The organism is Spongiactinospora sp. 9N601, from assembly GCF_044326295.1.
In the GTDB taxonomy this organism is placed as follows: domain Bacteria; phylum Actinomycetota; class Actinomycetes; order Streptosporangiales; family Streptosporangiaceae; genus Spongiactinospora; species Spongiactinospora gelatinilytica.
Genome location: NZ_JBIRBB010000023.1, coordinates 133,783 through 154,976 on the forward strand (window position 1 = coordinate 133,783; position 21,194 = coordinate 154,976).

Consider the following 21,194-nt stretch of genomic DNA (forward strand, 5'->3'; position numbering starts at 1 on the left):
CGGCGATCCCCTCTCTCGGCCACAGGGCTGGCCGCTGCGAGGCCCCTCCATGACCTCTCAGAAGACAGCCTCACATGGGCAGAGGGTGTATCGAGTATGTTCTGCTGATATTTCCCGACTGATGGTATGGCGGATAGACATTTCCGTCCCTGAGTAGAAAAGTACGCCTACCGCTTCTCAGCAATCCTTACCCTGACCAGGGGGATCGGCTACCTGGCGATTTCTCGCAGTTTGTGCTCGGGCTGGCCATGGGTGCCGGCCGGTGCCTCTGTTGCCGCAGTGGCCGGATGGGCGGGTGCACGTCTCCGGTCGCCGAGCGGGTCGTGTGGCTCGTGTCCCGATACTTGGCCCTTCTTTGCTATTGGCAGGGCGAAACCTGGATTACGGTTCAGCCGTATCGGGCGGTCCGGCTGCGATTCTGGCCACAAGGGAGGTGTCTGGCAAATGCTGCCCGGCGTGGGGGCTGTCGCCGTGACACGGTACCGAGGCGCACGGGCAAGCCCCTCTGTGGTCGGCGGGTGATCGTGATGGACGTGCAAACCGATGAGTTCCGCGCGTACGTCGAGGCGCGCGGACCGGCGCTGCTCCGTACCGCCTGCCGGCTCACCGGCAACCCTATGGACGCCGAGGACCTGCTCCAGTCCGCGCTGGCCAAGACCTATCTGGCCTGGGACCGCATCCAGGACCGCGCGGCCCTCGACGGCTACGTGCGGCGGGCCATGGTCAACATCAACATCTCCTGGTGGCGGCGGCGGAAGCTGGAGGAGTACCCGGCCGAAGAGCTGCCCGAGCCGCCCGCGGCCCCGCACGCCGGCCACGAGCACGCCTACGAACTGCTGGAACAGGCCCTCGACCGGCTGCCGGAGCGGATGCGGGCCGCCGTCGTACTGCGCTACTACGAGGACATGACCGAACCGGAGATCGCCAAGACGCTGGGCATCAGCGTCGGCACGGTCAAGAGCACGGTCTCGCGGGCGATGGCCAAGCTGCGCGGCGAACTCGTCGTTCCGGCGCAACGCCGTGCCTGACCAGGCCGAATGCGCCGGTTACGCTTCCTCTTCGCCGCTCGCCCCCGCGGTCGCGCACGGCCGTACGACGTCACGGATCACGCGCAGCGCCGACAGCAGGCCGTCCAGCTCCTCGGGACTGAGCAGCCCGGTGAACCAGCGGTCGATGTCGTCGAGGTGCTGCGGCAGCACCTTCGCCAGCCTGTCGGCCCCCGCGCCGGTGAGCGCCGCGTAGGAGGCCCGCCGATCGGTGTCGCACGCCTGCCGTTCGACCATGCCCTCGCGCTCCAGCCGGTCGACGACACGCGTGACACCACTGGTGGACATGCTGGTCTGGGCGGCGAGGTCGCTCATGCGGAGCCTGCGGCGAGGCGAGCGGGACAGCCGGATCAGCGTTTCGAAGTCGATCAACGAGAGCCCGGCGGCGGCGAACGACGGCACCATCTTCGCGGACAGTCCGGCCTGGACCTCGGACAGCAGGCCCATGGCGGTGAGTCTGGGGTCGTCGAACGAGTGCATTGGGACAGTGTAGTCGACGATAGTTGACGTGAGGAAGAGTTGTCCGATAGAAAGATGAACAAGCAACCATCCGCTGTTCAATAATCCTCGCGAGGAGAAGACCATGGGCACCCGTGCATGGGAAGGGCTCACGATCCCGACGGCCGGCACCTACACCATCGACGCCATGCACTCCAGCGTCGGCTTCGTGGTGAAGCACATGATGGTCAGCAAGGTCCGCGGCAACTTCGGGAAGTTCTCCGGTAGTGTCACGATCGCCGAGAACCCCACGGAGTCCACGGCCGAGCTCACCATCGCGGCCGACAGCATCGACACCGGCGTCGCCGACCGCGACGGCCACCTCCGCAGCGACGACTTCCTGGCCACCGAGAAGTACCCTGAGCTGAAGTTCCGCACCACCCGCTTCATCAGCCGCTCCGGCAGCGAGTTCACCGTCGCGGGCGACCTCACCATCCGGGACGTCACCAAGGAGGTCCAGCTCACCGTCGAATACGGCGGTACCGGGACGAACCCGTGGGGGCACGAAGTATGGGGCGTCTCCATCGCCGCAGAGTTCGACCGCGAGGACTTCGGCCTCACCTGGAACCAGGCCCTGGAGACCGGCGGAGTCCTGGTCAGCAAGAAGGTCAAGGTAGAGATCGACGTCGAGGCCCAGCCGGCCGCCTGACGACCCGCCGCTTGCCCACATCCTTTGTCCACAGGTTGTGGACAAAGGATGTCGGGGCCTGCGGCTTGGTGGAGTCGAGAGGTGGTTTCGCCTCTCCACCTGCCAATCCGCTTTGCCGCTTGGCCCCGCTGCCGGTACGCTGTCGTGAGCCACAGTGGCAACCAGGAGGCTTCGCCTAGTCAGGTCTATGGCGCCGCACTGCTAATGCGGTTTGGGTTCACGCCCATCCCGGGTTCAAATCCCGGAGCCTCCGCACTTCAAAGGCCCTCTCCCGATTCCGGGACGAGGGTCTTTTGATCTTCATGGGCGCCGTGGTCGCAGTTGGTCCGGTATCGTCCCGGTAAGCGGGCCCGGCGCGGGTGCTCGCGTCCTTCATGAGCCGAGTCGCCGTGAGCCTTGATCCGTATGCCGATCGCCGTCATCGCCCGGGAGCGCACCGCACGCGCTCTGGTGGCGATCATGCCTCGTACGGCCTCAGCCATCGCGGGGAGTCCTGGCTGACGAACGTTGGCGCATTCGCCCGTACCTCGCCGGCGATCCATGATCCGGGAGATGGTTTCGAGGGTCATGAAGGTGGCGTAGTGGCGAGCGCCGTCAGGAAGGGTGATGGTCGCGTCGGCCTCCTCGGCGGTCTCAGGGGCGTGCCCTTCCCGGCGCGGGATCGGCATCTCGAAGCCGGGGTCGCTGACGCGATGGAAAGGGCCGTCGATCTCGATCACGGGGTGAGTCTGCCTGTCGTACCCGTTGCATGCCGTCGCGGGGGCAGGGCCGATCATGATCGGCTCATGTCTTTGCGAGCAGGGAGCCATCAAGCCAGTACAGCCCTACGCTCGCCAGAGCGTGGCCGGCCACTTGCCGGGGCCAACCGCCGTACGGAGGGTTCCTGCGCGGCGCGGACGCCGCGATCTCCACGGTCGCGTCCTGCTCGCGGTTCGGGATGGCGCCGGGGCGGTGGAGGCGTGGTCAGGCGTACGCCTACGAACAGCGCGCTCGGCCCGCCGTCCGGTGCTGGTCGGCGTGTGGGGTTGGGTACGGCAGAGCCCGCTGCTCGCCGCCCGCCGTCTTCGGCCGCGCCCCGCTGCCCGGCGTTTCGCGTGCGCCGTGGTACCTCGCCGTTCCGGCACCGGCTATGACCGGCCCTTTCCAGACCACCGCGCTGTCGTGGAAGAACGCGTGATCCTATTCATCATCGGCGTCACTCGTATATGCGTCGTACAGCTTGTGGCGGAGGAGGTCGGTCCGGACGGTAAGGGCGCCGAGGAGTTCCTCGTCGTTCATTCCGTCCGTGGTCCTGAAGGCCCAGGTGGAGTGGCCTTCCTCATCGATGCACCGCACGAGAACAATCGCGGCCAGGGCGGTCCATCCTTGGGGAAGCGAGTAGACGTTCAGGCCGTTCAGGGCCTGGCCTATCGGTACTTCCTCCTCTTCCTCCGCCACGGGGGTCTCCTGCTGCTGTCAATGGTGCTACGAATCGAAAAGTGCCGCTCAAGCGCGGCGTGGTTGACGTCCGGACGGCCGTGCTTCCGATCATGTGCCGTCGGCTCTCCGCTGTGCAACTGCTTTGATTTTCGGCGGCCCGGCCCCGGTACTGGTTCGGCCTGGGGGCCCGTACGTCTCCGGCCGGCTGCTCGGGTCGGGTGGGGCTGCCGCTGTCCCCGTCCAGGGCCTGGTGGTCGCTATGGCGGGGGATCAGTGTTGGGTCCCGAGTATGACCCGCGTGGCTAAGTGGCTACTAAATGGATGGCAAGTGGATAATGGAATGGACTGTCGAACCTCTTCGGGGATGATCATCATGATGGTGCCGAAAACGGCGAAGGTTCTGAAGGGAGAGACAGTGAAAACGCTATTTCGCGGGGTTCTGGGTGCCGCGGCGGCTGCGCTGACCGTTCTGGTGACCGTGCCCGCCACCCCGGCGTACGCCACCAACGCAGTGAGGTGCCCCTCGTGGGTCGGTTCTGAATACCTTGAGTTTCATAACAGCGACAAGCTGTGCTTCGCCAACGGCGGATCCCTGTCGGTGGCCATCTACGGTGTGCACACCGTGTGGTCCGGGAACAACAGGGTCCGCTATGCGTTCCAGCGTCATATCGGAGGCCCCGTAGAATGGGGCCAGATCGACCGTAGGAACGCGGCGGCGTATCACAGCCCGGCGATCCACCAGGTCACGGCCATCCAGATCTATTGATCAGTAGGGCGTAGGCAAGGACCGCGTGTTCGTCGCGCGGTCCTCACGTCAGTCGTGCGGAGTCACCGCGGCCACTCAGGTCACGCCCGACGTCCCCTGGACGACCGCTGTTCGCTTGGTTTATTCGGTTGCCCGGTGGCGGTGTGGTTCTCCAATGTCGGTGGGGTGAACATCCCGTACCGGCAGATTCGTGCCGCCTTCACCGATGAAACCATCACCGTCTACCAGGCATACGATCCGGCCATCGCGGTGCCGGCGGTCGCTGCTCAGCGGTTCGTGGCACCGTTCAAGCGGGAGCGGATGACCTGGATCAAGCCGTCGTTCCTCTGGATGATGTATCGCTGCGGCTGGGGGACGAAGGCAGGGCAGACGAGGGTGTTGGGGATCGACATCACGCGGGAGGGGTTCGAGTGGGCGCTACGGCATTCCTGTCTCAGCCATCCGGAGCGTGGTGCCGATCATGCGGTGTGGAAGGAACGGCTGCGGGTGAGTCCGGTGCGGATTCAGTGGGATCCGGAGCGCGATCCGCGGCACAGTCCTTTGGCGTATCGGTCGATTCAGGTGGGGCTGTCCGGGGAGGCCGTCGCTCGGTATATCGATGAGTGGATTGTGGGGATCACCGACCTCACCGATCGGGTCCACGAGATTCATCAGGCGATGCGCGGCGGTCAGGATGTCGCGGGCATGCTGCCCGGCGAGAGCCCGTATCCCTTGCCGACCGACCTCGGCCGGGTCATTGGTGCCACGATTCCCGCCGATTCCGAGCCGGCCCCCGGCTAGGTGGCGCGTTCCTGCCCGTGGAGGTGGGGGAGGAGGTCGGTCACGAAGCGGTCGTGGTGGGCTCGTTCGGTGGTGCGGGCGGCGCTGCCGAGGACGGCTTCCTTGGCGGCGACGAGGGTGTCCGGGCCTGCGCCGAAGAGGTTGCCGAAGAGGTTTCTGGTGACCAGGATGGCGTCGATGATTCCCGTGTCCAGGCCGGTGGACAGGCGCTTTACCGCGCCCATGCCGTTCCCCCTGCGCAAAGAGCTTCCATGCCGCTCCGCTGCGAAAAGAGGGGGGCATTTCTCGGTGAGTTCGGCTATTCGCAGTGCGCGTTGTGGGCCGAGGGCCGCTGGGGGCGGCCCTCGGCGCGGGGGTGGGGGTCAGTCGGTCGGGTTTGTTCGGGTGAAGTGGAAGGGGCAGTGGGTGCCGCCCAGGCCGATGGTGGTGGGGCGGTCGAAGCGGAAGCCGTGGGTTTCCGGGTCGATGGCGTCGATCCAGTTGGCGTCGAAGGCGCACATCGCCGGGGTCAGTTCCGGTGCGGAGTTGGCCGTCAGGACGTCGTGGTAGAAGCAGCGGCGTACGTTGAGGTGGTAGCGCTGGTCGTCGTCGATCGCGCGCTCGAAGACGAATGTCTCGCCGAAGGCGTGTTCCTCGCGGGACTTGGACATGGCGACCATGGCCGCGAAGGGATCGGGTGCGGCGTCCAGCATCGCGCGGGTGCCGCCTCTCAGGACGTCGCCGAGCGGTTCGATGAAAGCCGCGCGTACGGTGTTCATGGCCGTTTCCCGGCCCAGGTGCGGGGTGAGGATTTCGTAGGCCGCCACCAGGGCCAGCGTCAGGCGGAGGTTGTGGCGGGACGGCTCATCGATGATCCGGTGCCGGTCGGCCGCCTCAAGTGCGGCCTGGCGTGACCGCATTTCGGTCACCAGGGACTCGGGGAGCGCGTGGTCGCGCAGCACCGCGGCGATGTGGTCGTAGTAGCCGTCCAGCAGGATCGCGGTGTCGCGATCGGGGTCCGGGACGTAGTCGCCCTCGGAGAGGCGGAATCGGTCGGGGGACATCGTGTGCCTTTCGGGTACGGCTCGGCCGCACACGACCAGGACTCCGCCCGGAGGCGCATCTGGTCGTACTCGCGGACCGAGCGAGCACGCCAGCGCACTCCACCGACCGACCAGGCGCTGACAAGCATGGTTGATGTTGTCCCGGCCAGTTTCGCACGCCTTTGCCGTCGCGTCGAACCGATCTGGCGTACGCGGAGAAGTACGCCGAGTACTTCAGGATGCGACGGCGTGACGGGATCATCGAGGTGCGGGTGCACACGAGCGATGGACCCGCGCGGTTCGGGTTCGCCGCGCACAATGCCTGGGGGCAGGCGTGGCAGGAGATCGGCAACGACCCGGGCAACGAGGTGCTGATTCTCACCGGTACCCGGGACCAGTGGCTCGCACCATCGCCCGCCAGCACGGGGAGCGAGGGGACGCGTGAGTTCATGCGCGAGCAGCGGCCCAAGGATTTCGCCTACGAGCACGCCTACTACGCTGCCGTGAAACTGCTGGAGAATTTCGTATTCGGCATCGACATTCCGACGATCGCGGCCATCAACGGGCCGAGCGTGCCCCACACCGAATTCGCGCTGCTGCTGTGACATCACGCTGGCGGCCGAGTCCGCGACCATCGTCGATCCGCACCTGCCGACCGGGGGCGCGCCCGGCGATGGTCAGCAACTGACCTTGCAGCATCTGATCGGTACCAAACGGGCGGCGTACCACCTCTACACCGGCAAGCCGATCGACGCACGGCAAGCGCTTGAGCTGGGGCTGGTCAACGAGGTGCTGCCGGTCGAACGGCTGTTGCCGCGGGCCTGGGAGATCGCCGAGCAGATCATGAAGAGTCCGCGGGCGGCGCGCCGGCTCACGCATGCGATCGTGCAGCGGCCCTGGAAGCGCCGGCTGGTGGAGGATCTGGGCTTCGGCGTCGCGCACGAGATGTTCGGTATCGCCGCCCATCGCCTTACCGGGTGACGAGAAGGCCCCCCAGGACGATGCGTCGGTCCCCAGTACTTCAGCGGGGCCGACGGCGTACCGGCCAGGTCCGGGCCGAGCGCGGTACGGCCAGTGCGCCGATGACCAGGCAGCCGCCGGCCGGCATCAGCCCGGCCGGCACGAACACGAACGACGCCTCACCCAGCGCGCCTTCCCCCCGCAACCCCGGCCCGATTCTCGTGGCCGCGGCCAGGCCCACGGCCATCGCCACCAGGCCGAAGAGGTAGGCCAGGGACTTCGCCCCCGCCGGCCCCGCCACAACCCGATGGCGATCAGGATGTAGCCGACGGCCAGCGCTATACGCGCGTACCCGGCAGCACGAACAGCACCGCCGCGAACAACCCGTTCGTCACCACCGCGACGATCACCGCATCGGTGGGGTGATGTGCAGGTCCATCGTCATGCGAACCACCGCCGCGAGGCGCCCTTCCGTGCGCTTTCGCCCCTCAAGCGTTCGCCCCTCAAGCTTTCGCCTCTCAGCATGACCGGCCTCCCCGACCCGATCCAGTTCCGCATCCGGACATGAACCCGACCCCCCGCTTGAACCCGCGTTTGAGGCTCGAACCGCCACCACCTGCGCACCAGCGGCCGAACCTTCCGGGATCGCTTCAACGGAAGGCTGGATTTCATGCTGATCACAGACAAGCGCTGGTGGACTCTGCCGGTGGTGAGCGCCGCCCAGCTCCTCGTGGTGCTGGACGGCACGATCGTGAACATCGCGCTGCCCTCCGCGCAGCAGGACCTCGGCATGTCCGACGCCGGCCGGCAGTGGGCCATCACCGCCTACGCGCTCGCGTTCGGCGCGCTGCTGCTGATCGGCGGCAGGGTGAGCGGCGCGCTCGGCCATCGGCGGACGTTCGTCGTCGGCCTGGCCGGCTTCGCCGCCGCCTCCGCCCTGGGCGGGCTCGCGGTGAACCCCGGGATGCTGTTCGCCGCCCGCGCGGCGCAGGGCGTGTTCGCGGCGGCGCTCGCGCCCGCCGGGCTGTCGCTGCTGACCACCACGTTCACCGACCCCCGCGAACGCGGCCGGGCCTTCGGGGTGTTCGCCGCCGTGGGGGCGGCCGGGTCGGCGGTCGGACTGGTCGCGGGCGGGCTGCTCACCGAGTACGCGAACTGGCGGTGGTGCCTCTACATCAACGTCCCGGTCGCGGTGCTCGCCGTCGCCGGGGCGGCCCTCATCCCACCCGACCGCAAGGCACGGCCCACCGGACGGCTCGACGTCGCGGGCGCGCTGCTCAGCGGGGCCGGTTTCGCCGCCATCGTGTACGCCTTCAGCGAGACCGAGGCGCTGGGCTGGGGCTCGCCGAAGGTACTGGGCCTGCTGGCCGCGGGGGTGGCGCTGCTCGGGGTGTTCGCCCTGGTGGAGACCCGTGCGGCGAGCCCGCTGCTACCGATCCGGCTACTCCTGCACCGGGCCCGCGCGGGGGCTTTCGTGTCGATCACCCTGATGTTCACCGCGATGTTCGGGTTCTACCTGTTCATGAGCTTCTACACGCAGACCGTGCTGGGGTACTCACCGGTCCAGGCCGGCCTGACGCTGATCATCAACGCGCTGGCCACGCTCGTCGCGTCGACGTTCATCGCCGGGCGGCTGCACGGCCGCGTCCCGCCCGCCGTACTGATCGTGCCGGGACTCCTGGCCGCGGCGCTCGGGATGCTGATCCTGACCCGCCTGACCGCGACGAGCACGGACGTTCTGCCGCTCTACCTGACGCCCGCCCTCGTGCTCACCGGCCTGGGGCTGGGCTGCGTGATGCCCCCGACCGCCGCCCTGGCCACCACGGGCCTGAACCATCAGGACATCGGAGCCGGCGCGGCGGCCTACAACGCCTTCCAGCAACTCGGCGCGGCGCTCGGCACGGCCCTGCTCAACAGCGTCGCGGCCGGTACCGCCGCCACCTACCTGGCTGAGAACCACGCGAGTACGGCGGCGGCCTCGGTCCACGGCTACACCACCGCGCTGACCGTCGCCTTCGTCATCCTCCTCGCCGCCGCCTGCCTCACCGCCCCGCTGACCATCGCCAAACCATCCCCAAAGGAGGCGAACACCCATGTCTGACCCCACACCCTTCCCCATGCCCCGGTCCACGGGATGCCCGCTCGACCCGCCGCCGGAGCTGACCAGGCTGAGCCGCGAGCACCCGGTGACCCGGGTACGACTGTGGGACGGGAGCACGTCGTGGCTGGTCACCCGGTACGCGGACGCGCGCGCCCTGCTGGCCGACCCACGGATCAGCGTGGACGTCGCGCGGCCCGGCTTCCCGCACACCAACGCCGTGAGCAAGGCCCGCGACGCGCGCATGAAGACGCTCATGCAGATGGACCCGCCGGAGCACACCGCGAACCGCCGGCTGCTCATCCCCGGCTTCACCGTCAGGCGCATGCGGGCGCTGCGGCCACGCGTGCAGCGGATCGTGGACGACCTCATCGACGACCTGCTCGCCGGTCCTGATCCGGCCGACCTGGTGGAGGCGTTCGCGCTGCCGGTCCCGTCCCTGGTGATCTGCGAACTCCTCGGCGTGCCGTACGAGGACCGCGGCTTCTTCCAGGACGTGGCCCAGTCGCTGGTCATGGACCGGGCCGACCCAGGCCAGGCCCTTGCCGCGAGCGAGAGCCTGAACGCCTACCTTGCGGACCTGGTCGTCAGGAGGAGCGCCGACCCGGGCGAGGACATGCTGAGCGAGCTGGCCGTACGGCAGTACCTGACCGGCGCGATGACGGCGGACGAGATCGCCACCATGGGGCAACTCCTGCTGGTGGCCGGGCACGACACCACCGCCTCGATGATCGCCCTCGGCACGGTCGCCCTGCTGACCCATCCGGCCCAGCTCCACGCCGTCCGCGACGGCGACCCCGCGGTGATCGCGGGAGCCGTCGAAGAACTGCTGCGCCACCTGTCGATCACGCATACCGAGGCCCGCCGGGTCGCCACAGAGGACATCGAGATCGGGGGACGGGTCATTCGCGCGGGCGAGGGCATCATCGTGGTGAAAAGCACCGCCAACCGCGATCCCGAGGTTTTCCCCGACCCTGATGTCCTGGACGTCGGCCGTACCGGCCGCTCCCACATCGCCTTCGGCCACGGCGTACACCAATGCCTGGGCCAGTCGCTGGCCCGGTTGGAACTCGAAGTCGTCTACGGCACCCTTTACCGGCGCATTCCCACGCTCGCTCTGGCCATACCCTGGGCGGATCTGGAGTTCAAAGAGAAGGCGGTCTTCTATGGCGTACGCGAGCTGCCCGTGACCTGGCGCCGCACGGCGAAAAACCGGAACCATCGCGCCCGCTGATCGGGCACACTTGCCTGCGTGACCACCCCCCATTCGGTTTCGGTCGAACCGGTTCTCGCGGCCCGGCGGCACCGGGTCGCCGCGGCCATTATCGACAATCTGACCATCGCCATCGCGTTCATCTTGATACGTGCAGCCCTCGGCGGAGAGGAGACGTTCGAGGAATCGTCGTCCACTTCATGGCTCAACTTCTATGAGGAAAATCCCGGCTGGCTCACCGAAATCGTGCTCCTGATCCTCACCATCGGATACTTCTGGTCCCAGCACGCCGTGTGGGGGCAGACGCTCGGCAAGCGGCTGTGCCGGCTGAAGGTCGTCGCCGCGGCGACCGGGGAGGCGCCGGGGGTGGTGGGGGCGGGGATACGGACTCTCGTCTATCCGACGCTGATCATGGTGCCGTACATCTGGCCGGTCCTGTACGTGGCGACGCCGCTGTGGTCGTTCGCCGACCGCAGGCGGCGGGGGCTGCACGATGTGGTGGCGCGGACCATCGTGGTGGACCTGACCGGGCCCGGATCGGCGCGGGCACAGGTGCGGGGCGCGCTGTTCCGCGTCGGGCTCCTCGTGGCGGTGTTCGCCGCGCTCGTGCTCGTCTCTGTCATCGTGGCAAGGTGATGAGGGAGCATCTGCTAGGGGTGGCCGGCAGCCGGCTGCGGTTCGGGTGCGGCGCGGCGGGGATCGAGCGGCTGGAGGCCGCGCTGGTCGGGACGGCGTTCTCGCCGCACCGGCATGACACCTACGCGATCGGCATGACGATGGCCGGGGTGCAGACGTTCGGCTACCGGGGGGAGCGGCGGGTGTGCCTGCCGGGGGAGTGGCACATCCTGCACCCCGACGAGCTGCACGACGGCGCGGCGGGCGGCGAGGAGGGGTTCGGGTACCGGATCTTGTACGTCGATCCGTTCCTGGTGCAGGAGGCGCTGGGCGGCGGGCCGCTGCCGTTCGTGGCCGATCCGGTGGTCCGGCCGCAGCGGATGCATCCGGCGCTGGCGGCGTGCCTGCGGCGGATGGACGAGCCACTGGACGAGTTCGCCCGGCTGGAGATCGCGTTGCTGGTCGGGGCGGCGCTGGAACGGCACGCGGACGCGCCGCCGCGCAGAACACATGGAAGACCGGCGGTGGAGGCGCTGACCCGGGTACGGGAGCTGATCGCCGCCGATCCCGCCGCGCGGCACACGCTGGCCGAGTGCGAGCGGGTGTCAGGGCTGGACCGGTGGACGATCGCCAGGCAGTTCCGGGTGGTGTTCGGTACCAGCCCGACCAGGTTCCGCACGATGCGCAGGCTGGACCTGGTCCGGCGCGCGCTGCGGCAGGGCACGCCGCTGCCGGAGGCCGCGCTGGCCGCCGGGTTCGCCGACCAGAGCCACATGACACGGATGTTCAAACGGGCCTACGGCTTCACGCCGGGGGAATGGGCCGCCGCCCTCGTCTGAAGCCGCACGAAAGCGCACGAAAGCCGCACCAAAGCCGCATGGAACCGCACGGAAGCCGTACCGACTACAGCCCGCCGGTCACCTCGAGCACGGCCCCGTTCACGTACGACGCCTGCTCCGACAACAGCCACACGATGGCCTCGGCGATCTCACCCGGTGCGCCCGGACGCCCCAGCGGCACCCGTTCGGCCAGCCGGAAGGCCCGCCCCGGCTCGCCCGAGCGCGCGTGGATGGTCGTGTCGATGAACCCGGGCGACACGGCGTTGACCCGCACGGCGGGGGCCAGCTCCTTGGCCAGCCCCACCGTCATGGTCTCCACCGCCGCCTTGGTGGCCGCGTAGGTGACGTACTCGCCGGGGGAGCCGGTACGCGCCGCCACCGACGACACCGTGACGATCGCCCTGCCCGGCCGCCCCTTCCACCGCCGGGCGGCCTCCCGGCACAGCCGTAGCGGGGCCACCAGGTTGACCTCGACGACCCGCCGCAGGTCGTCGTCCGCGAGGTCGGTGAACGGGCCGATCCCGCCGGTGATCCCGGCGTTGTTCACCAGCCCGGACACCTCGCCCAGCGACTCGGCGAGGTCGAACAGCCGGCCGGGGGCGTCGTCGCCGGTGATGTCCAGCCGGACGCCGCGGACCTGCGGGCCGAGCCGTTCCTCCAGCTCACGGGCCTCGTCGTCGGAGGCCGAGTGGGTGAAGAGCACGGGGACGCCGGTCGCGGACAGGCGCTCGACGACGCTGGCGCCGATGCCGCGCGAGCCGCCGGTGACGATCACCGTCATGCCGGGGCCCCCTGACCGGCCGTCCTGGCCTCGATGGCGCGGACGACGGCCGCCATGTCGAGCCCGCCGTGCCCGAGCGCCAGGGTCTCGGCGAACAGCTCGTGGCAGACGTCGATCAGCGGCGAGGCCGTACCGGAGGCGCGGGCGGCCCCGGCGATCAGCCGGTTGTTCTTGAGCACGTCGGCGATGGCCGCCTGGGCGGCGAGGTCGCCCTCGACCAGCTTGCGCGCCTTCACCCGGGACACCGCGCTGGCCATCGGGCCGGAGTCGACAACATCCCGGAAGCTTCGCATATCCACCCCGTGCCGTGCCGCGAAATGCGCGGCCTCGGCCAGCCCGGTGACCGTCGTGATCAGGAAGATGTTCACCGCCAGCTTCATCAGCAGCCCGCCGGGCACCTGCCCGCACTCGATGGCGTCGCGGCACATCGGCGGCAGCAGCGCCCGTACCTCCGCCACGGCGGCGGGCTCGCCCGCCAGCATCGCGACCAGCTCACCGGCCTCGGCGGGGTCGCGCGAACCGGACACCGGGGCCTCGACGTACTCGCCCCCGGCCGCCCGCACGGCGGCGCAGAGCGCGGCCGAGTACGTCGCCGACGTCGTGCCCATGTGGACGACGACGCGCCCGGCGACGTTCGCCGCGAACGCCGCCGGGGCGTCCCGCTCCAGCACCGCGTCCATCGCCGCCTCGTCGGCCAGCATCAGCAGCACCACGCGCGCCCGCCGGAAGACCTCGGCCGCGCTCCCCGCCACCGACGCGCCCGCGGCGCGCAGCGGCTCGCACCTGGCGGCGGTGCGATTCCACACCACGAGCGGTGTCCCCGCCCTGGCCAGGTTGAGCGCCATGGGCTGCCCCATGATCCCCAGTCCGACGAACCCCACACCCATCGACCGACCTCCGCCCGCATGCCCGTTGGACGCCCCGTTGTAGTGCGGACTCGGGCCCGGTGTCTTGAACGATTGTGATACGGCCCTGAGCTGGACTCATATCGAAACCCGCAACGTGTCCGCCCGCATATCGATATTTGACACTGCCTGAATTGACCGCTTTGCTGCTCGCCACGGGGTTCGATGGGGGAGGGGAGTAAATGTCCAGCAAGCGACTCGGTGCGCTGGCCGCGGCCGGGGTGGCGGCGGGGCTGCTCGTCGCGGGGATCACGCTGCCCGCGGTCGGCGGGGCGGGCGTCGGCCTGGTGACGGTGGTGAACGAGGTCGGGATCGCGCCGAAGGCGCTCAGCGAGCCGCCGCCGGCCGAGGTCTCGGTGGTCCAGGACGTCAAGGGCAGGGAGATCGCCCGGTTCTACGAGCAGTACCGGGTCGCGGTCGGCCTCTCGGACGTGGCCGAGATCATGCGCAGCGCGATCGTGGCGATCGAGGACTACCGCTTCTACCGGCACGGCGCGATCGACATCGAGGGCACGATGCGGGCGCTGGCCAAGAACGTGCAGGCCGGTGGGGTCAGCCAGGGCGGTTCGACGATCACCCAGCAGTACGTCAAGCAGGTGCTGTTCAACTCCGCCACCACCAAGGCGGACAAGGAGAAGGCCCTGGCCGCGAGCTACGCGCGCAAGCTGGACGAACTTCGCCACGCGCTGTGGGTGGAGCAGAAGTACAGCAAGGACCAGATCCTGGAGAAGTACCTGAACATCGCCTATTTCGGCGCGAGCGCCTATGGCGTGGAGGCGGCGGCCAAGCGGTTCTTCGGGGTCACCGCCGCCGAGCTGACGCTGCCCCAGGCGGCCACGCTGGCCGGCGCGGTGCAGGACCCGAACGCGACCGACCCCAACCTGGGCCGCGGGCACCAGGAACGGCTCCGCAAGCGGCGTGACGTGGTACTGGACCGGATGGCCGAGCTGGGCAAGATCACCAAGGCGGAGGCGGCCAGGGCCAAGGCCAGCAAGCTCGGCTATGTCGGGACGAAGCTCCCGGGTGGCTGTGAGACCAGCAAATATCCGTACTTCTGCTTCTATGTCCGCCAGGAGATCCTGCGCGACCCCACGTTCGGCCGCACCAAGGACGAGCGCCGCAAGTACCTCGAACGCGGCGGCCTCACCATCAGGACGACGCTCGACCCGGCCATGCAGCGGGCCGCGGAGCGGGCCATCCGCGCCCGGGTGCGTCCCACCGACGGCCCGGTCGCGGCCCAGGCGCTGGTCCAGCCGGGCACCGGCGCGATCCGGGCGATGGCGGCCAGCCGGGAGTACGGCGCCAAGAAGCACCAGATCTCCTACAACGTGGTGGCCGACGCCGCGCACGGCGGCGGCGTCGGCTTTCAGGCCGGCTCCACGTTCAAGACGTTCACCCTGCTCAACGCGCTGAGCAAGGGCATGCGGCTGGACGACGGGCTGACCGCTGGAGCGGGCTTTCGCGCCTCCGCGCCCTCCGACTTCGTCAACTGCGCGGGCAAGAGTGTCGGCGACCTGTCCCACACCGTCACCAACGACGAGGGCTCGCCCGGCTGGAAGACCCTGCGCACCGGCACCCGGCACTCCGTAAATACCTTCTTTATGGAGCTGGAAAGACGGGTTGGGCTGTGCGACACCGTCAAGACGGCCAAGGCCCTCGGGATCCACCGCGCCGACGGACGCCCGCTGGCGGAGTACGAGACGTTCGTGCTCGGCATCAACGAGACCGACCCGGTCACCGTGGCCAGTGCGTACGCGGGCATCGCGGCCCGCGGCCGGTACTGCGCGCCGATGGCGATCACCGCGATCACCGGCAGGGACGGCAAGGCCACCCGCTACCGCCCGTCCTGCCGCCAGGCCATCGACGCAGGGGTCGCCGACGCGGCGGCGGAGGTGCTGTCGGGGGTGTTCACCGAGGGCACCATGAGCGGCGTGGGCGGCATCGGCCGGCCCGCGGCGGGCAAGACCGGCACGACGGACGGGTACGCCACGGCATGGTTCGCCGGGTTCACCCCGGACCTCGCGGGCGCGGTCAGCATCGGCGACCCGCGCGGATCGAGCCGGTACAAGCTGACCGGCGTGACCATCGGCGGCCGGTACTACGGCTCGGTGCAGGGCGCGAGCATCCCCGGCCCGATCTGGAACGACACCATGCGGGAGGCGCTGCGCGGCATCGCGCCGACGCCCTTCCCGCAGGTGGACCGGACCCGCTTCGGCGGCTGCGCCCAGGACTGCCGCACCGAACCAGAGCCTGAGGAGGATGCCGAGCCGGATATGGAGGACATCGAGGACTTCCAGTGATCAGGGGAACGGCGGGGCCAGGCTCCACACCCGGACGCCGTGGTCCTGCCCGCCGCTGACCACGATCGGGACGTCGTGCAGCCACCCGACGGACACCGCCCACACCCGCCCGGTGTGCCCGGTGAACGGCTTGCCCACGGGCCGCATGGTACGCAGGTTCCAGACCCGCACCGTGCCGTCCTCACCGCCGGAGACCGCGAGCGGGACATCGTCCACCTCGGCGAACGCCACCGACCACACCGTCCCCCGATGCCCGGTGAGGGTGGAGCCGAGCCGTTCGTGGGTGTCCACCCTCCAGACCCGCACGGTGCCGTCGAGGCCGCCGGAGAGGGCCACGAGCGTGCCGTCCACATGGCCGATGTCGACCGTGCGGACCTGGCCGGTGTGCCCGATCAGGCGGTCGCCGATCGGCCGGCCGCCGGCGAGCTCCCAGATCCGCAGTGTGCCGTCCTCGCTGCCGGTCACGGCGAGCGGCTGGAAGTTCCGCTCCCCGTAGGCGACCGAGAGGATCTTGGAGCTGTGGTCGGCGTCGCGGGCGTAGATCTCCCTGCCCTCGGCGAGGTCCCAGACGTGCAGGGCACGGTCCTCGCCGCCGCTGATGGCGATCGGCTCGCCGCCCCGCCTGCCGGTCGCCACCGCCTTGACCTGCCCGCGGTGCCGGTACGGCGGGCCGGTCTCCTTGAACGCCCGAAGCTCCCACGCCCTGACCGTGCGGTCGTCGCTCGCCGAGACGACGGTCGGCTGCCCGATGCGCGCGCTCACCGCGATCGACCGGACCGACTCGGTGTGCCCGGTGAAGGGCTTGCCGATCTGCTGGCGTTCGGCCAGGTCGAACACGCGGACCGTGTGGTCCTCGCCCCCGGACAGGGCCACCGTGGTGGCGCCCAGCACGGCGGTCGCCACGGCCCTGACGGCCTTGGTGTGGCCGACCAGCGGGCCTATCAGGAGCCGCCCGAAGGGCGGGCCCGCCCCGGTACGGCCCGTCGTGGCCGGACCCGGGGTCGGCTCGGCGGTGAGCCGGGACACCAGCGGCGGCACGGAGATCGCGCCCGCGGCGGCGGCCACACCACCGGCCAGCCCGCCGACCACCAGGGCCCGCCGCCGCGACATCCCACGGAGCGGACCCGAAGCGGTGGGCCCGGTCGAGTCAGGGACGGGGGCGCTCTCGCCGGTCAGCGCGCGGTACACCGCGACGGCGGTGGGCCGCTCGTCAGGGTCCTTGGCCAGGCACTGGGCGAGCAGCGGGCGTACGGCGTCCGGCACACCGGACAGATCGGGCTCGGCGTGCAGAATCGCATGCATCACCGCAGGAACCGCGTTCCGGGCGAACGCCTGCTGCCCGCTCGCCGCGTAGGCCATCGTGCAGCCCCAGGCGAAGATGTCCACGGCGAACCCGGGCGGGGAGTCGGTGAACAGTTCGGGGGCCATGTAGGCGGGGGTGCCGATCGCGCGGGTGCCGGGGGAGGTGTGATCCAGCGCGCGGGCGATGCCGAAGTCGATCACGACCGGGCCCTCCGGCCCCATGATGACGTTGCTCGGCTTGAAGTCGCGGTGGATGATCCCGGCCCGGTGGATGGCCGCCAGCGCGCTGATCGTGGTGACCGCCAGGCGGTCCAGGCCGCCGCCCGACCGGGGCCCTTCGGTGCGGACCAACTCCTCCAGCGAGACGCCCGGGATGTACTCGCTCACGATGTACGGCCGGCCGTCGTGCAGGCCCATGCCGAGCACGCGCGCCGTACAGAAGGGAGCGACCCGCCGCGCGGTCTCGACCTCACGGAGGAACCGCCGCCTGCTGTCGGATTTGTGGGCGAGCGACAGGTGCAGAAGCTTGATCGCCACGTCTTCGCCCGAGGGCGCGCGGGCGAGATACACCACCCCCTGCCCGCCGTCACCGATCTGGCGGATCAGCCGGTGGTCACCGATCCAGGAGTGCCCCTCATTCAGAGGGTCGGACATGTCCACCTCATTCCGGGGACCTGTACGAGGCACGACATATCGTACTTCTGCCCACTCGGGCCGGTCAGGGAATCGGTCAGCCCGGTGGGGTGAGCGCGCGGATGATCGCGTCCGGTATCAGCAGGTCGGCCCGGTGGCGGGTGGCCGCGATGAGGTCCGCGTTGCGCTGGTCGGTACCGGTGGCCCAGGCCATGGCCGCGTCCGGGGCCTTGCCGAACCGCACGTGCCTGGCCACCAGGCGGCGCAGCCGCTCGCCAGGGTCGAGGTCGCAGTACCACACCTCGGCCAGGCGGGGCCGCACCCCGGCCCAGTCGCCCTCGTCGTGCAGCAGGTAGTTGCCCTCGGTGATGACCAGCCGGGCGGCGCGAGGGACCGGGATGCTGCCCGCGATCGGCTGTTCGAGGTCGCGCTCGAAGGCGGGCGCGTAGACCACGTCGTCCTGCTCCTCGTCCAGCCGGCGCAGCAGCGCCGCGTACCCGGCCGCGTCGAAGGTGTCCGGCGCGCCCTTGCGGTCGCGCCGGCCGAGCCGGTCGAGTTCGACGTCGGCCAGGTGGAAGCCGTCCATCGGGACGTGCGCCACCCACTCCGGCCCCGCCGTACGGCGCAGTTCCCGCAGCAGGTGCTCGGCCAGCGTGGACTTGCCCGCCCCCGGCGCGCCGGTGATGCCCAGCACGGCCCGCCTCCCCCCGGCGGTGAGCGCGCGGGCCCGCGCGGCCAGGTCCGCGAGGCCGGTCATCGGGCCGCGGCGGCGTGGAGCTGACCGGCGATGAACGCCCGCGCGTGCCGGGCCAGATCCTCCCCGTCGGACCACAGGTTGCGCCAGATCGCCAGGTCGTTGGACAGCCCGCGCATGACCACGGCCGAGGAGAACGACTCGAACGTGATCGGCCCCCGGTACCCGATGTCGCCGAGCGCGTGGAAGAAGGAGGTGAAGTCGAGGTGCCCCGATCCGAGGTAACCCCGGTGGTTCTCCCCGATATGGACGTATCCGAGCCGGTCGCCCACCTCGTGAACCGGCCGGACGAGGTCGTCCTCCTCGATGTTCATGTGGTAGGTGTCCAGGTGGATCAGCACGTTGTCGGCACCGATGTCGTCGGCGAGCCGCAGCGCGTCGCGGGCGGTGTTCACCACGTTGGTCTCGTAGCGGTTGCAGATCTCCAGCCCGAGCGTCATCCCCCGGCCCTGCGCCTCTCCGGCCAGCCGGCGCAGCACCGCCACCACGTTGCGCCGCCCGGCCTCGGTGAGCGGGTGACCGTACTTCCCGAGCGCGCTGTAGAGCGCCCCGGTCAGGTGCGTGCCGCCGAGCCCCTGGGTGACCGCGAGCGAGTCGTGCAGCAGCTTCTCGCCGCGCTCCACCACGGCCGGGTCGTCGCTGGAGACGTCGGCGTCGAAGGCCAGCCCGCGCGAGCACGCCACGCCGAGGCCCGCCGAGCGCAGCGCCTCGCGGGCGGCGGCGGTGTCCAGGTTGACCGAGTCGTGCAGGGACAGCTCCAGCAGGTCGAACCCGGTGGCCTTGGTCTTGCGCACGGCCAGGGCGAGCGAGGCGGGGCTGGTGTCGCCCGCCCACACCAGGGCGTGCACTCCGATGGGGTTGGTCTGCGTGTCGGTGGCCACGGTGGGTGCCTTCCTCGGTGTGGTCGGGTCAGTTCTCGATGGCGCCGGTGATCAGGCCGACGATCTCCTCGCCGGTGGTGTCGGCGGTACGGCGTCCGCCCACCCGGCGGCCGGCGCGCATCACCCACACCTGCTGACTGAGCCGCATGACCTGGGCGAAGTTGTGGCTGATCAGGAGTACGGCATGCCCCTCGTCGCGCAATCGCACGATCAGCTCCTCCACCCGGGCGGTCTCCTGGACCCCGAGCGCGGCCGTCGGCTCGTCCATGATGACCAGTTTGGAGCTGAATCCCGTCGCCCGGCAGATGGCCACGGCCTGCCGCTGCCCGCCCGACAGCCGCCGCACCCGGGAGCGTACCTCGGGCACGTTGACCGCCAGCGCCGAGACCATCTGCCTGGCGCGGGCCTGCATGGCCCGGCGGTCCAGCAGCGCCACCGGGCCGAACCGGCGGACGATCTCCCGGTTGAGGAACAGGTTCTGCCAGACCGTGAGGTCCTCCACCAGGGCGAGGTTCTGGTGGACGGTCTCGATCCCGGCGTCGCGGGCGTCCTCCGGCGAGTGGAACGCGGTCTCCTCGCCGTCGAACAGGATGCGCCCGCTGTCCGGCCGGTGGATGCCGGACACGCAGCGGACCAGTGTGGACTTGCCGGCCCCGTTGTCGCCGACCAGGGCGGTGATCTCGCCTCGCCGTGCGGTGAGCGAGACGTCCACCAGCGCGCGGACGCTGCCGAAGGTGAGAGAGACGTCCCGGCAGTCGAGCAGGATGTCCTGACCGTTTGGTGTGCTCACTTCTGGAACCTCGTCATCAGCGCGGCCAGCACCACCACGATGCCGACGGCGAGCGGCTGGTAGAACTGCGCGACGCCGAGCAGCGTCAGGCCGTTGACCAGGGCGGTCAGCAGCAGCGCGCCGATCACCGGGCCGACGATCGTGCCCCGGCCGCCGAACAGGCTCACCCCGCCCAGCACCACGGCCGCCACGGAGTTGAGCAGGAAGGAGGTGTTGGAGGCCGGTTCGGCCGCGCCGACCCTGGCCACCAGCAGGATCGCGCCGAGCCCGGCCAGCGCGCCGCTGATCGAGTAGACCGCGATCTTGATCCGCCGGGTGCTGATGCCCATCGCCGCGGCCGACTCCGGAGCGCCGCCGGTGGCCAGCAGGTGGGTGCCGAACCTGGTGTGGAACAGCGCCACATGGGCGATCATCGCGACGGCGAGCGCGATCAGGAACGTCCAGCCGAAGATCCCGAGCCCGCCCGTGGACAGCCGCAGCAGCACCGCATCGACGATCGTCACCGGCTTGCCGTCCGCGAGGATCAGGGCGAGCCCCGAGGCCGCGGACAGCATGCCCAGCGTCACGATGAAGTCGGCGATCTTCCCCCAGGCGATGATCATGCCGTTCACCGCGCCCGCCACCCCGGCGGCGGCGACCGCGAGCAGGCAGGCGGGCCCCAGCCCCCAGCCGGCCGTGTACGACAGGCCGAAGGCGACCGCGCCCATGGTCATCACCGAGGCGATGGACAGGTCGATGCCCGCGGTGGCGATCACGAAGGTCTGGCCGACCGCCAGGATGATCAGGATCGCCGCGGCGACCAGCATCGAGGCGATGTTCCCCGGGCTCAGGAAGGTGGGATTGAGCGCCTGGAAGACGATCACCAGGACGATCAGGCCGGCCAGGGCGGCCCACTCCGCCCAGAACGCCGGGTCCTTCAAGCGCGCCGCGACGCTCACCGCGC

The 21,194-nt window shown here is 70.0% G+C and carries 24 protein-coding genes and 1 tRNA gene; 12 read left to right on the forward strand and 13 right to left on the reverse strand.

Features of this window, described 5'->3' with window-relative positions; all coding sequences use genetic code 11:
- Positions 1–527 precede the first annotated feature (527 nt).
- Positions 528–1,028, forward strand: coding sequence for a SigE family RNA polymerase sigma factor (locus ACH34R_RS39000; RefSeq protein WP_397566621.1), 501 nt, complete (start codon positions 528–530; stop codon positions 1,026–1,028).
- 18 nt (positions 1,029–1,046) lie between these two features.
- On the opposite strand, the gene ACH34R_RS39005 is transcribed toward ACH34R_RS39000, so the two are convergent.
- Positions 1,047–1,526 (reverse strand): MarR family winged helix-turn-helix transcriptional regulator, encoded by a 480-nt coding sequence (locus ACH34R_RS39005; RefSeq protein WP_397566622.1) that lies wholly within the window; start codon positions 1,524–1,526, stop codon positions 1,047–1,049.
- 103 nt (positions 1,527–1,629) lie between these two features.
- On the opposite strand from ACH34R_RS39005, the gene ACH34R_RS39010 reads away from it, so the two are divergent.
- Together ACH34R_RS39010 and ACH34R_RS39015 are read left to right on the forward strand one after the other, a co-directional pair.
- Positions 1,630–2,193: a YceI family protein gene (locus ACH34R_RS39010; RefSeq protein ID WP_397566623.1), complete on the forward strand. Its 564-nt coding sequence runs from the start codon at positions 1,630–1,632 to the stop codon at positions 2,191–2,193.
- A gap of 164 nt (positions 2,194–2,357) precedes the next feature.
- A tRNA-Ser gene (locus tag ACH34R_RS39015) sits at positions 2,358–2,446 on the forward strand.
- Between the two features lie 4 nt (positions 2,447–2,450).
- On the opposite strand, the gene ACH34R_RS39020 is transcribed toward ACH34R_RS39015, so the two are convergent.
- The gene (locus ACH34R_RS39020; RefSeq protein WP_397566624.1) at positions 2,451–2,912 is read right to left on the reverse strand and encodes a hypothetical protein; all 462 of its coding nucleotides are present in this window, start codon (positions 2,910–2,912) and stop codon (positions 2,451–2,453) included.
- Positions 2,913–3,372: 460 nt separating this feature from the next.
- A complete protein-coding gene (locus ACH34R_RS39025) occupies positions 3,373–3,630 on the reverse strand; it encodes a hypothetical protein (RefSeq protein ID WP_397566625.1) in 258 nt (85 codons plus the stop codon).
- A gap of 346 nt (positions 3,631–3,976) precedes the next feature.
- Between ACH34R_RS39025 and ACH34R_RS39030 the strand changes: the two genes are divergently transcribed.
- Together ACH34R_RS39030 and ACH34R_RS39035 are read left to right on the forward strand one after the other, a co-directional pair.
- Complete coding sequence (locus ACH34R_RS39030; RefSeq protein WP_397566626.1) at positions 3,977–4,378, forward strand: beta/gamma crystallin domain-containing protein; 402 nt, start codon at positions 3,977–3,979, stop codon at positions 4,376–4,378.
- 135 nt (positions 4,379–4,513) lie between these two features.
- Positions 4,514–5,158, forward strand: coding sequence for a DUF4291 domain-containing protein (locus ACH34R_RS39035; protein WP_397566627.1), 645 nt, complete (start codon positions 4,514–4,516; stop codon positions 5,156–5,158).
- On the opposite strand, the gene ACH34R_RS39040 is transcribed toward ACH34R_RS39035, so the two are convergent.
- Together ACH34R_RS39040 and ACH34R_RS39045 are read right to left on the reverse strand one after the other, a co-directional pair.
- Positions 5,155–5,382: a hypothetical protein gene (locus ACH34R_RS39040; RefSeq protein WP_397566628.1), complete on the reverse strand. Its 228-nt coding sequence runs from the start codon at positions 5,380–5,382 to the stop codon at positions 5,155–5,157. The two genes, ACH34R_RS39035 and ACH34R_RS39040, sit on opposite strands and share 4 nt — an antisense overlap.
- 138 nt (positions 5,383–5,520) lie before the next feature.
- Complete coding sequence (locus ACH34R_RS39045) at positions 5,521–6,201, reverse strand: L-2-amino-thiazoline-4-carboxylic acid hydrolase (RefSeq protein ID WP_397566629.1); 681 nt, start codon at positions 6,199–6,201, stop codon at positions 5,521–5,523.
- Positions 6,202–6,419: 218 nt separating this feature from the next.
- Between ACH34R_RS39045 and ACH34R_RS39050 the strand changes: the two genes are divergently transcribed.
- Together ACH34R_RS39050 and ACH34R_RS39055 are read left to right on the forward strand one after the other, a co-directional pair.
- Positions 6,420–6,785 carry a hypothetical protein gene (locus tag ACH34R_RS39050; RefSeq protein WP_397566630.1) on the forward strand — a complete coding sequence of 122 codons (366 nt, stop codon included), beginning with the start codon at positions 6,420–6,422 and terminating at the stop codon, positions 6,783–6,785.
- Positions 6,786–6,828: 43 nt separating this feature from the next.
- Positions 6,829–7,161 (forward strand): enoyl-CoA hydratase/isomerase family protein, encoded by a 333-nt coding sequence (locus ACH34R_RS39055; protein WP_397566654.1) that lies wholly within the window; start codon positions 6,829–6,831, stop codon positions 7,159–7,161.
- Between the two features lie 40 nt (positions 7,162–7,201).
- On the opposite strand, the gene ACH34R_RS39060 is transcribed toward ACH34R_RS39055, so the two are convergent.
- A complete protein-coding gene (locus ACH34R_RS39060) occupies positions 7,202–7,441 on the reverse strand; it encodes a hypothetical protein (protein ID WP_397566631.1) in 240 nt (79 codons plus the stop codon).
- Positions 7,442–7,810: 369 nt separating this feature from the next.
- Between ACH34R_RS39060 and ACH34R_RS39065 the strand changes: the two genes are divergently transcribed.
- The 4 genes from ACH34R_RS39065 to ACH34R_RS39080 are packed head-to-tail and all read left to right on the forward strand — an operon-like array spanning position 7,811 to position 11,905.
- Entirely contained in the window at positions 7,811–9,241 is a 1,431-nt protein-coding gene (locus ACH34R_RS39065) for an MFS transporter (RefSeq protein WP_397566632.1), read from the forward strand.
- Positions 9,234–10,472, forward strand: coding sequence for a cytochrome P450 (locus ACH34R_RS39070; protein ID WP_397566633.1), 1,239 nt, complete (start codon positions 9,234–9,236; stop codon positions 10,470–10,472). The genes ACH34R_RS39065 and ACH34R_RS39070 overlap by 8 nt, the downstream gene beginning before the upstream one ends.
- A gap of 18 nt (positions 10,473–10,490) precedes the next feature.
- Positions 10,491–11,087, forward strand: coding sequence for an RDD family protein (locus ACH34R_RS39075; protein WP_397566634.1), 597 nt, complete (start codon positions 10,491–10,493; stop codon positions 11,085–11,087).
- Positions 11,087–11,905: an AraC family transcriptional regulator gene (locus tag ACH34R_RS39080; protein WP_397566635.1), complete on the forward strand. Its 819-nt coding sequence runs from the start codon at positions 11,087–11,089 to the stop codon at positions 11,903–11,905. Before ACH34R_RS39075 ends, ACH34R_RS39080 begins: the two co-directional genes overlap by 1 nt.
- A 64-nt stretch (positions 11,906–11,969) precedes the next feature.
- Here ACH34R_RS39080 and ACH34R_RS39085 read toward each other — a convergent pair whose 3' ends face one another.
- Both ACH34R_RS39085 and ACH34R_RS39090 read right to left on the reverse strand, forming a co-directional pair.
- Positions 11,970–12,686 (reverse strand): SDR family NAD(P)-dependent oxidoreductase, encoded by a 717-nt coding sequence (locus ACH34R_RS39085; RefSeq protein WP_397566636.1) that lies wholly within the window; start codon positions 12,684–12,686, stop codon positions 11,970–11,972.
- Positions 12,683–13,573, reverse strand: a complete 891-nt coding sequence (locus tag ACH34R_RS39090) for an NAD(P)-dependent oxidoreductase (RefSeq protein ID WP_397566637.1) — start codon at positions 13,571–13,573, stop codon at positions 12,683–12,685. Before ACH34R_RS39090 ends, ACH34R_RS39085 begins: the two co-directional genes overlap by 4 nt.
- A gap of 200 nt (positions 13,574–13,773) precedes the next feature.
- Here ACH34R_RS39090 and ACH34R_RS39095 point away from each other — a divergent pair, with 200 nt between their 5' ends.
- Entirely contained in the window at positions 13,774–15,891 is a 2,118-nt protein-coding gene (locus ACH34R_RS39095; RefSeq protein WP_397566638.1) for a transglycosylase domain-containing protein, read from the forward strand.
- On the opposite strand, the gene ACH34R_RS39100 is transcribed toward ACH34R_RS39095, so the two are convergent.
- From ACH34R_RS39100 to ACH34R_RS39120, 5 genes are all read right to left on the reverse strand, one after another.
- The gene (locus tag ACH34R_RS39100) at positions 15,892–17,847 is read right to left on the reverse strand and encodes a WD40 repeat domain-containing serine/threonine protein kinase (protein ID WP_397566639.1); all 1,956 of its coding nucleotides are present in this window, start codon (positions 17,845–17,847) and stop codon (positions 15,892–15,894) included. It abuts the gene before it with no gap.
- Between the two features lie 76 nt (positions 17,848–17,923).
- Positions 17,924–18,583 carry a nucleoside/nucleotide kinase family protein gene (locus ACH34R_RS39105; protein WP_397566640.1) on the reverse strand — a complete coding sequence of 220 codons (660 nt, stop codon included), beginning with the start codon at positions 18,581–18,583 and terminating at the stop codon, positions 17,924–17,926.
- Entirely contained in the window at positions 18,580–19,461 is an 882-nt protein-coding gene (locus tag ACH34R_RS39110) for a sugar phosphate isomerase/epimerase family protein (RefSeq protein ID WP_397566641.1), read from the reverse strand. Before ACH34R_RS39110 ends, ACH34R_RS39105 begins: the two co-directional genes overlap by 4 nt.
- Before the next feature lie 28 nt (positions 19,462–19,489).
- The gene (locus ACH34R_RS39115; protein WP_397566642.1) at positions 19,490–20,251 is read right to left on the reverse strand and encodes an ATP-binding cassette domain-containing protein; all 762 of its coding nucleotides are present in this window, start codon (positions 20,249–20,251) and stop codon (positions 19,490–19,492) included.
- Positions 20,248–21,189, reverse strand: a complete 942-nt coding sequence (locus ACH34R_RS39120) for an ABC transporter permease (protein WP_397566643.1) — start codon at positions 21,187–21,189, stop codon at positions 20,248–20,250. Before ACH34R_RS39120 ends, ACH34R_RS39115 begins: the two co-directional genes overlap by 4 nt.
- Positions 21,190–21,194 lie beyond the last annotated feature (5 nt).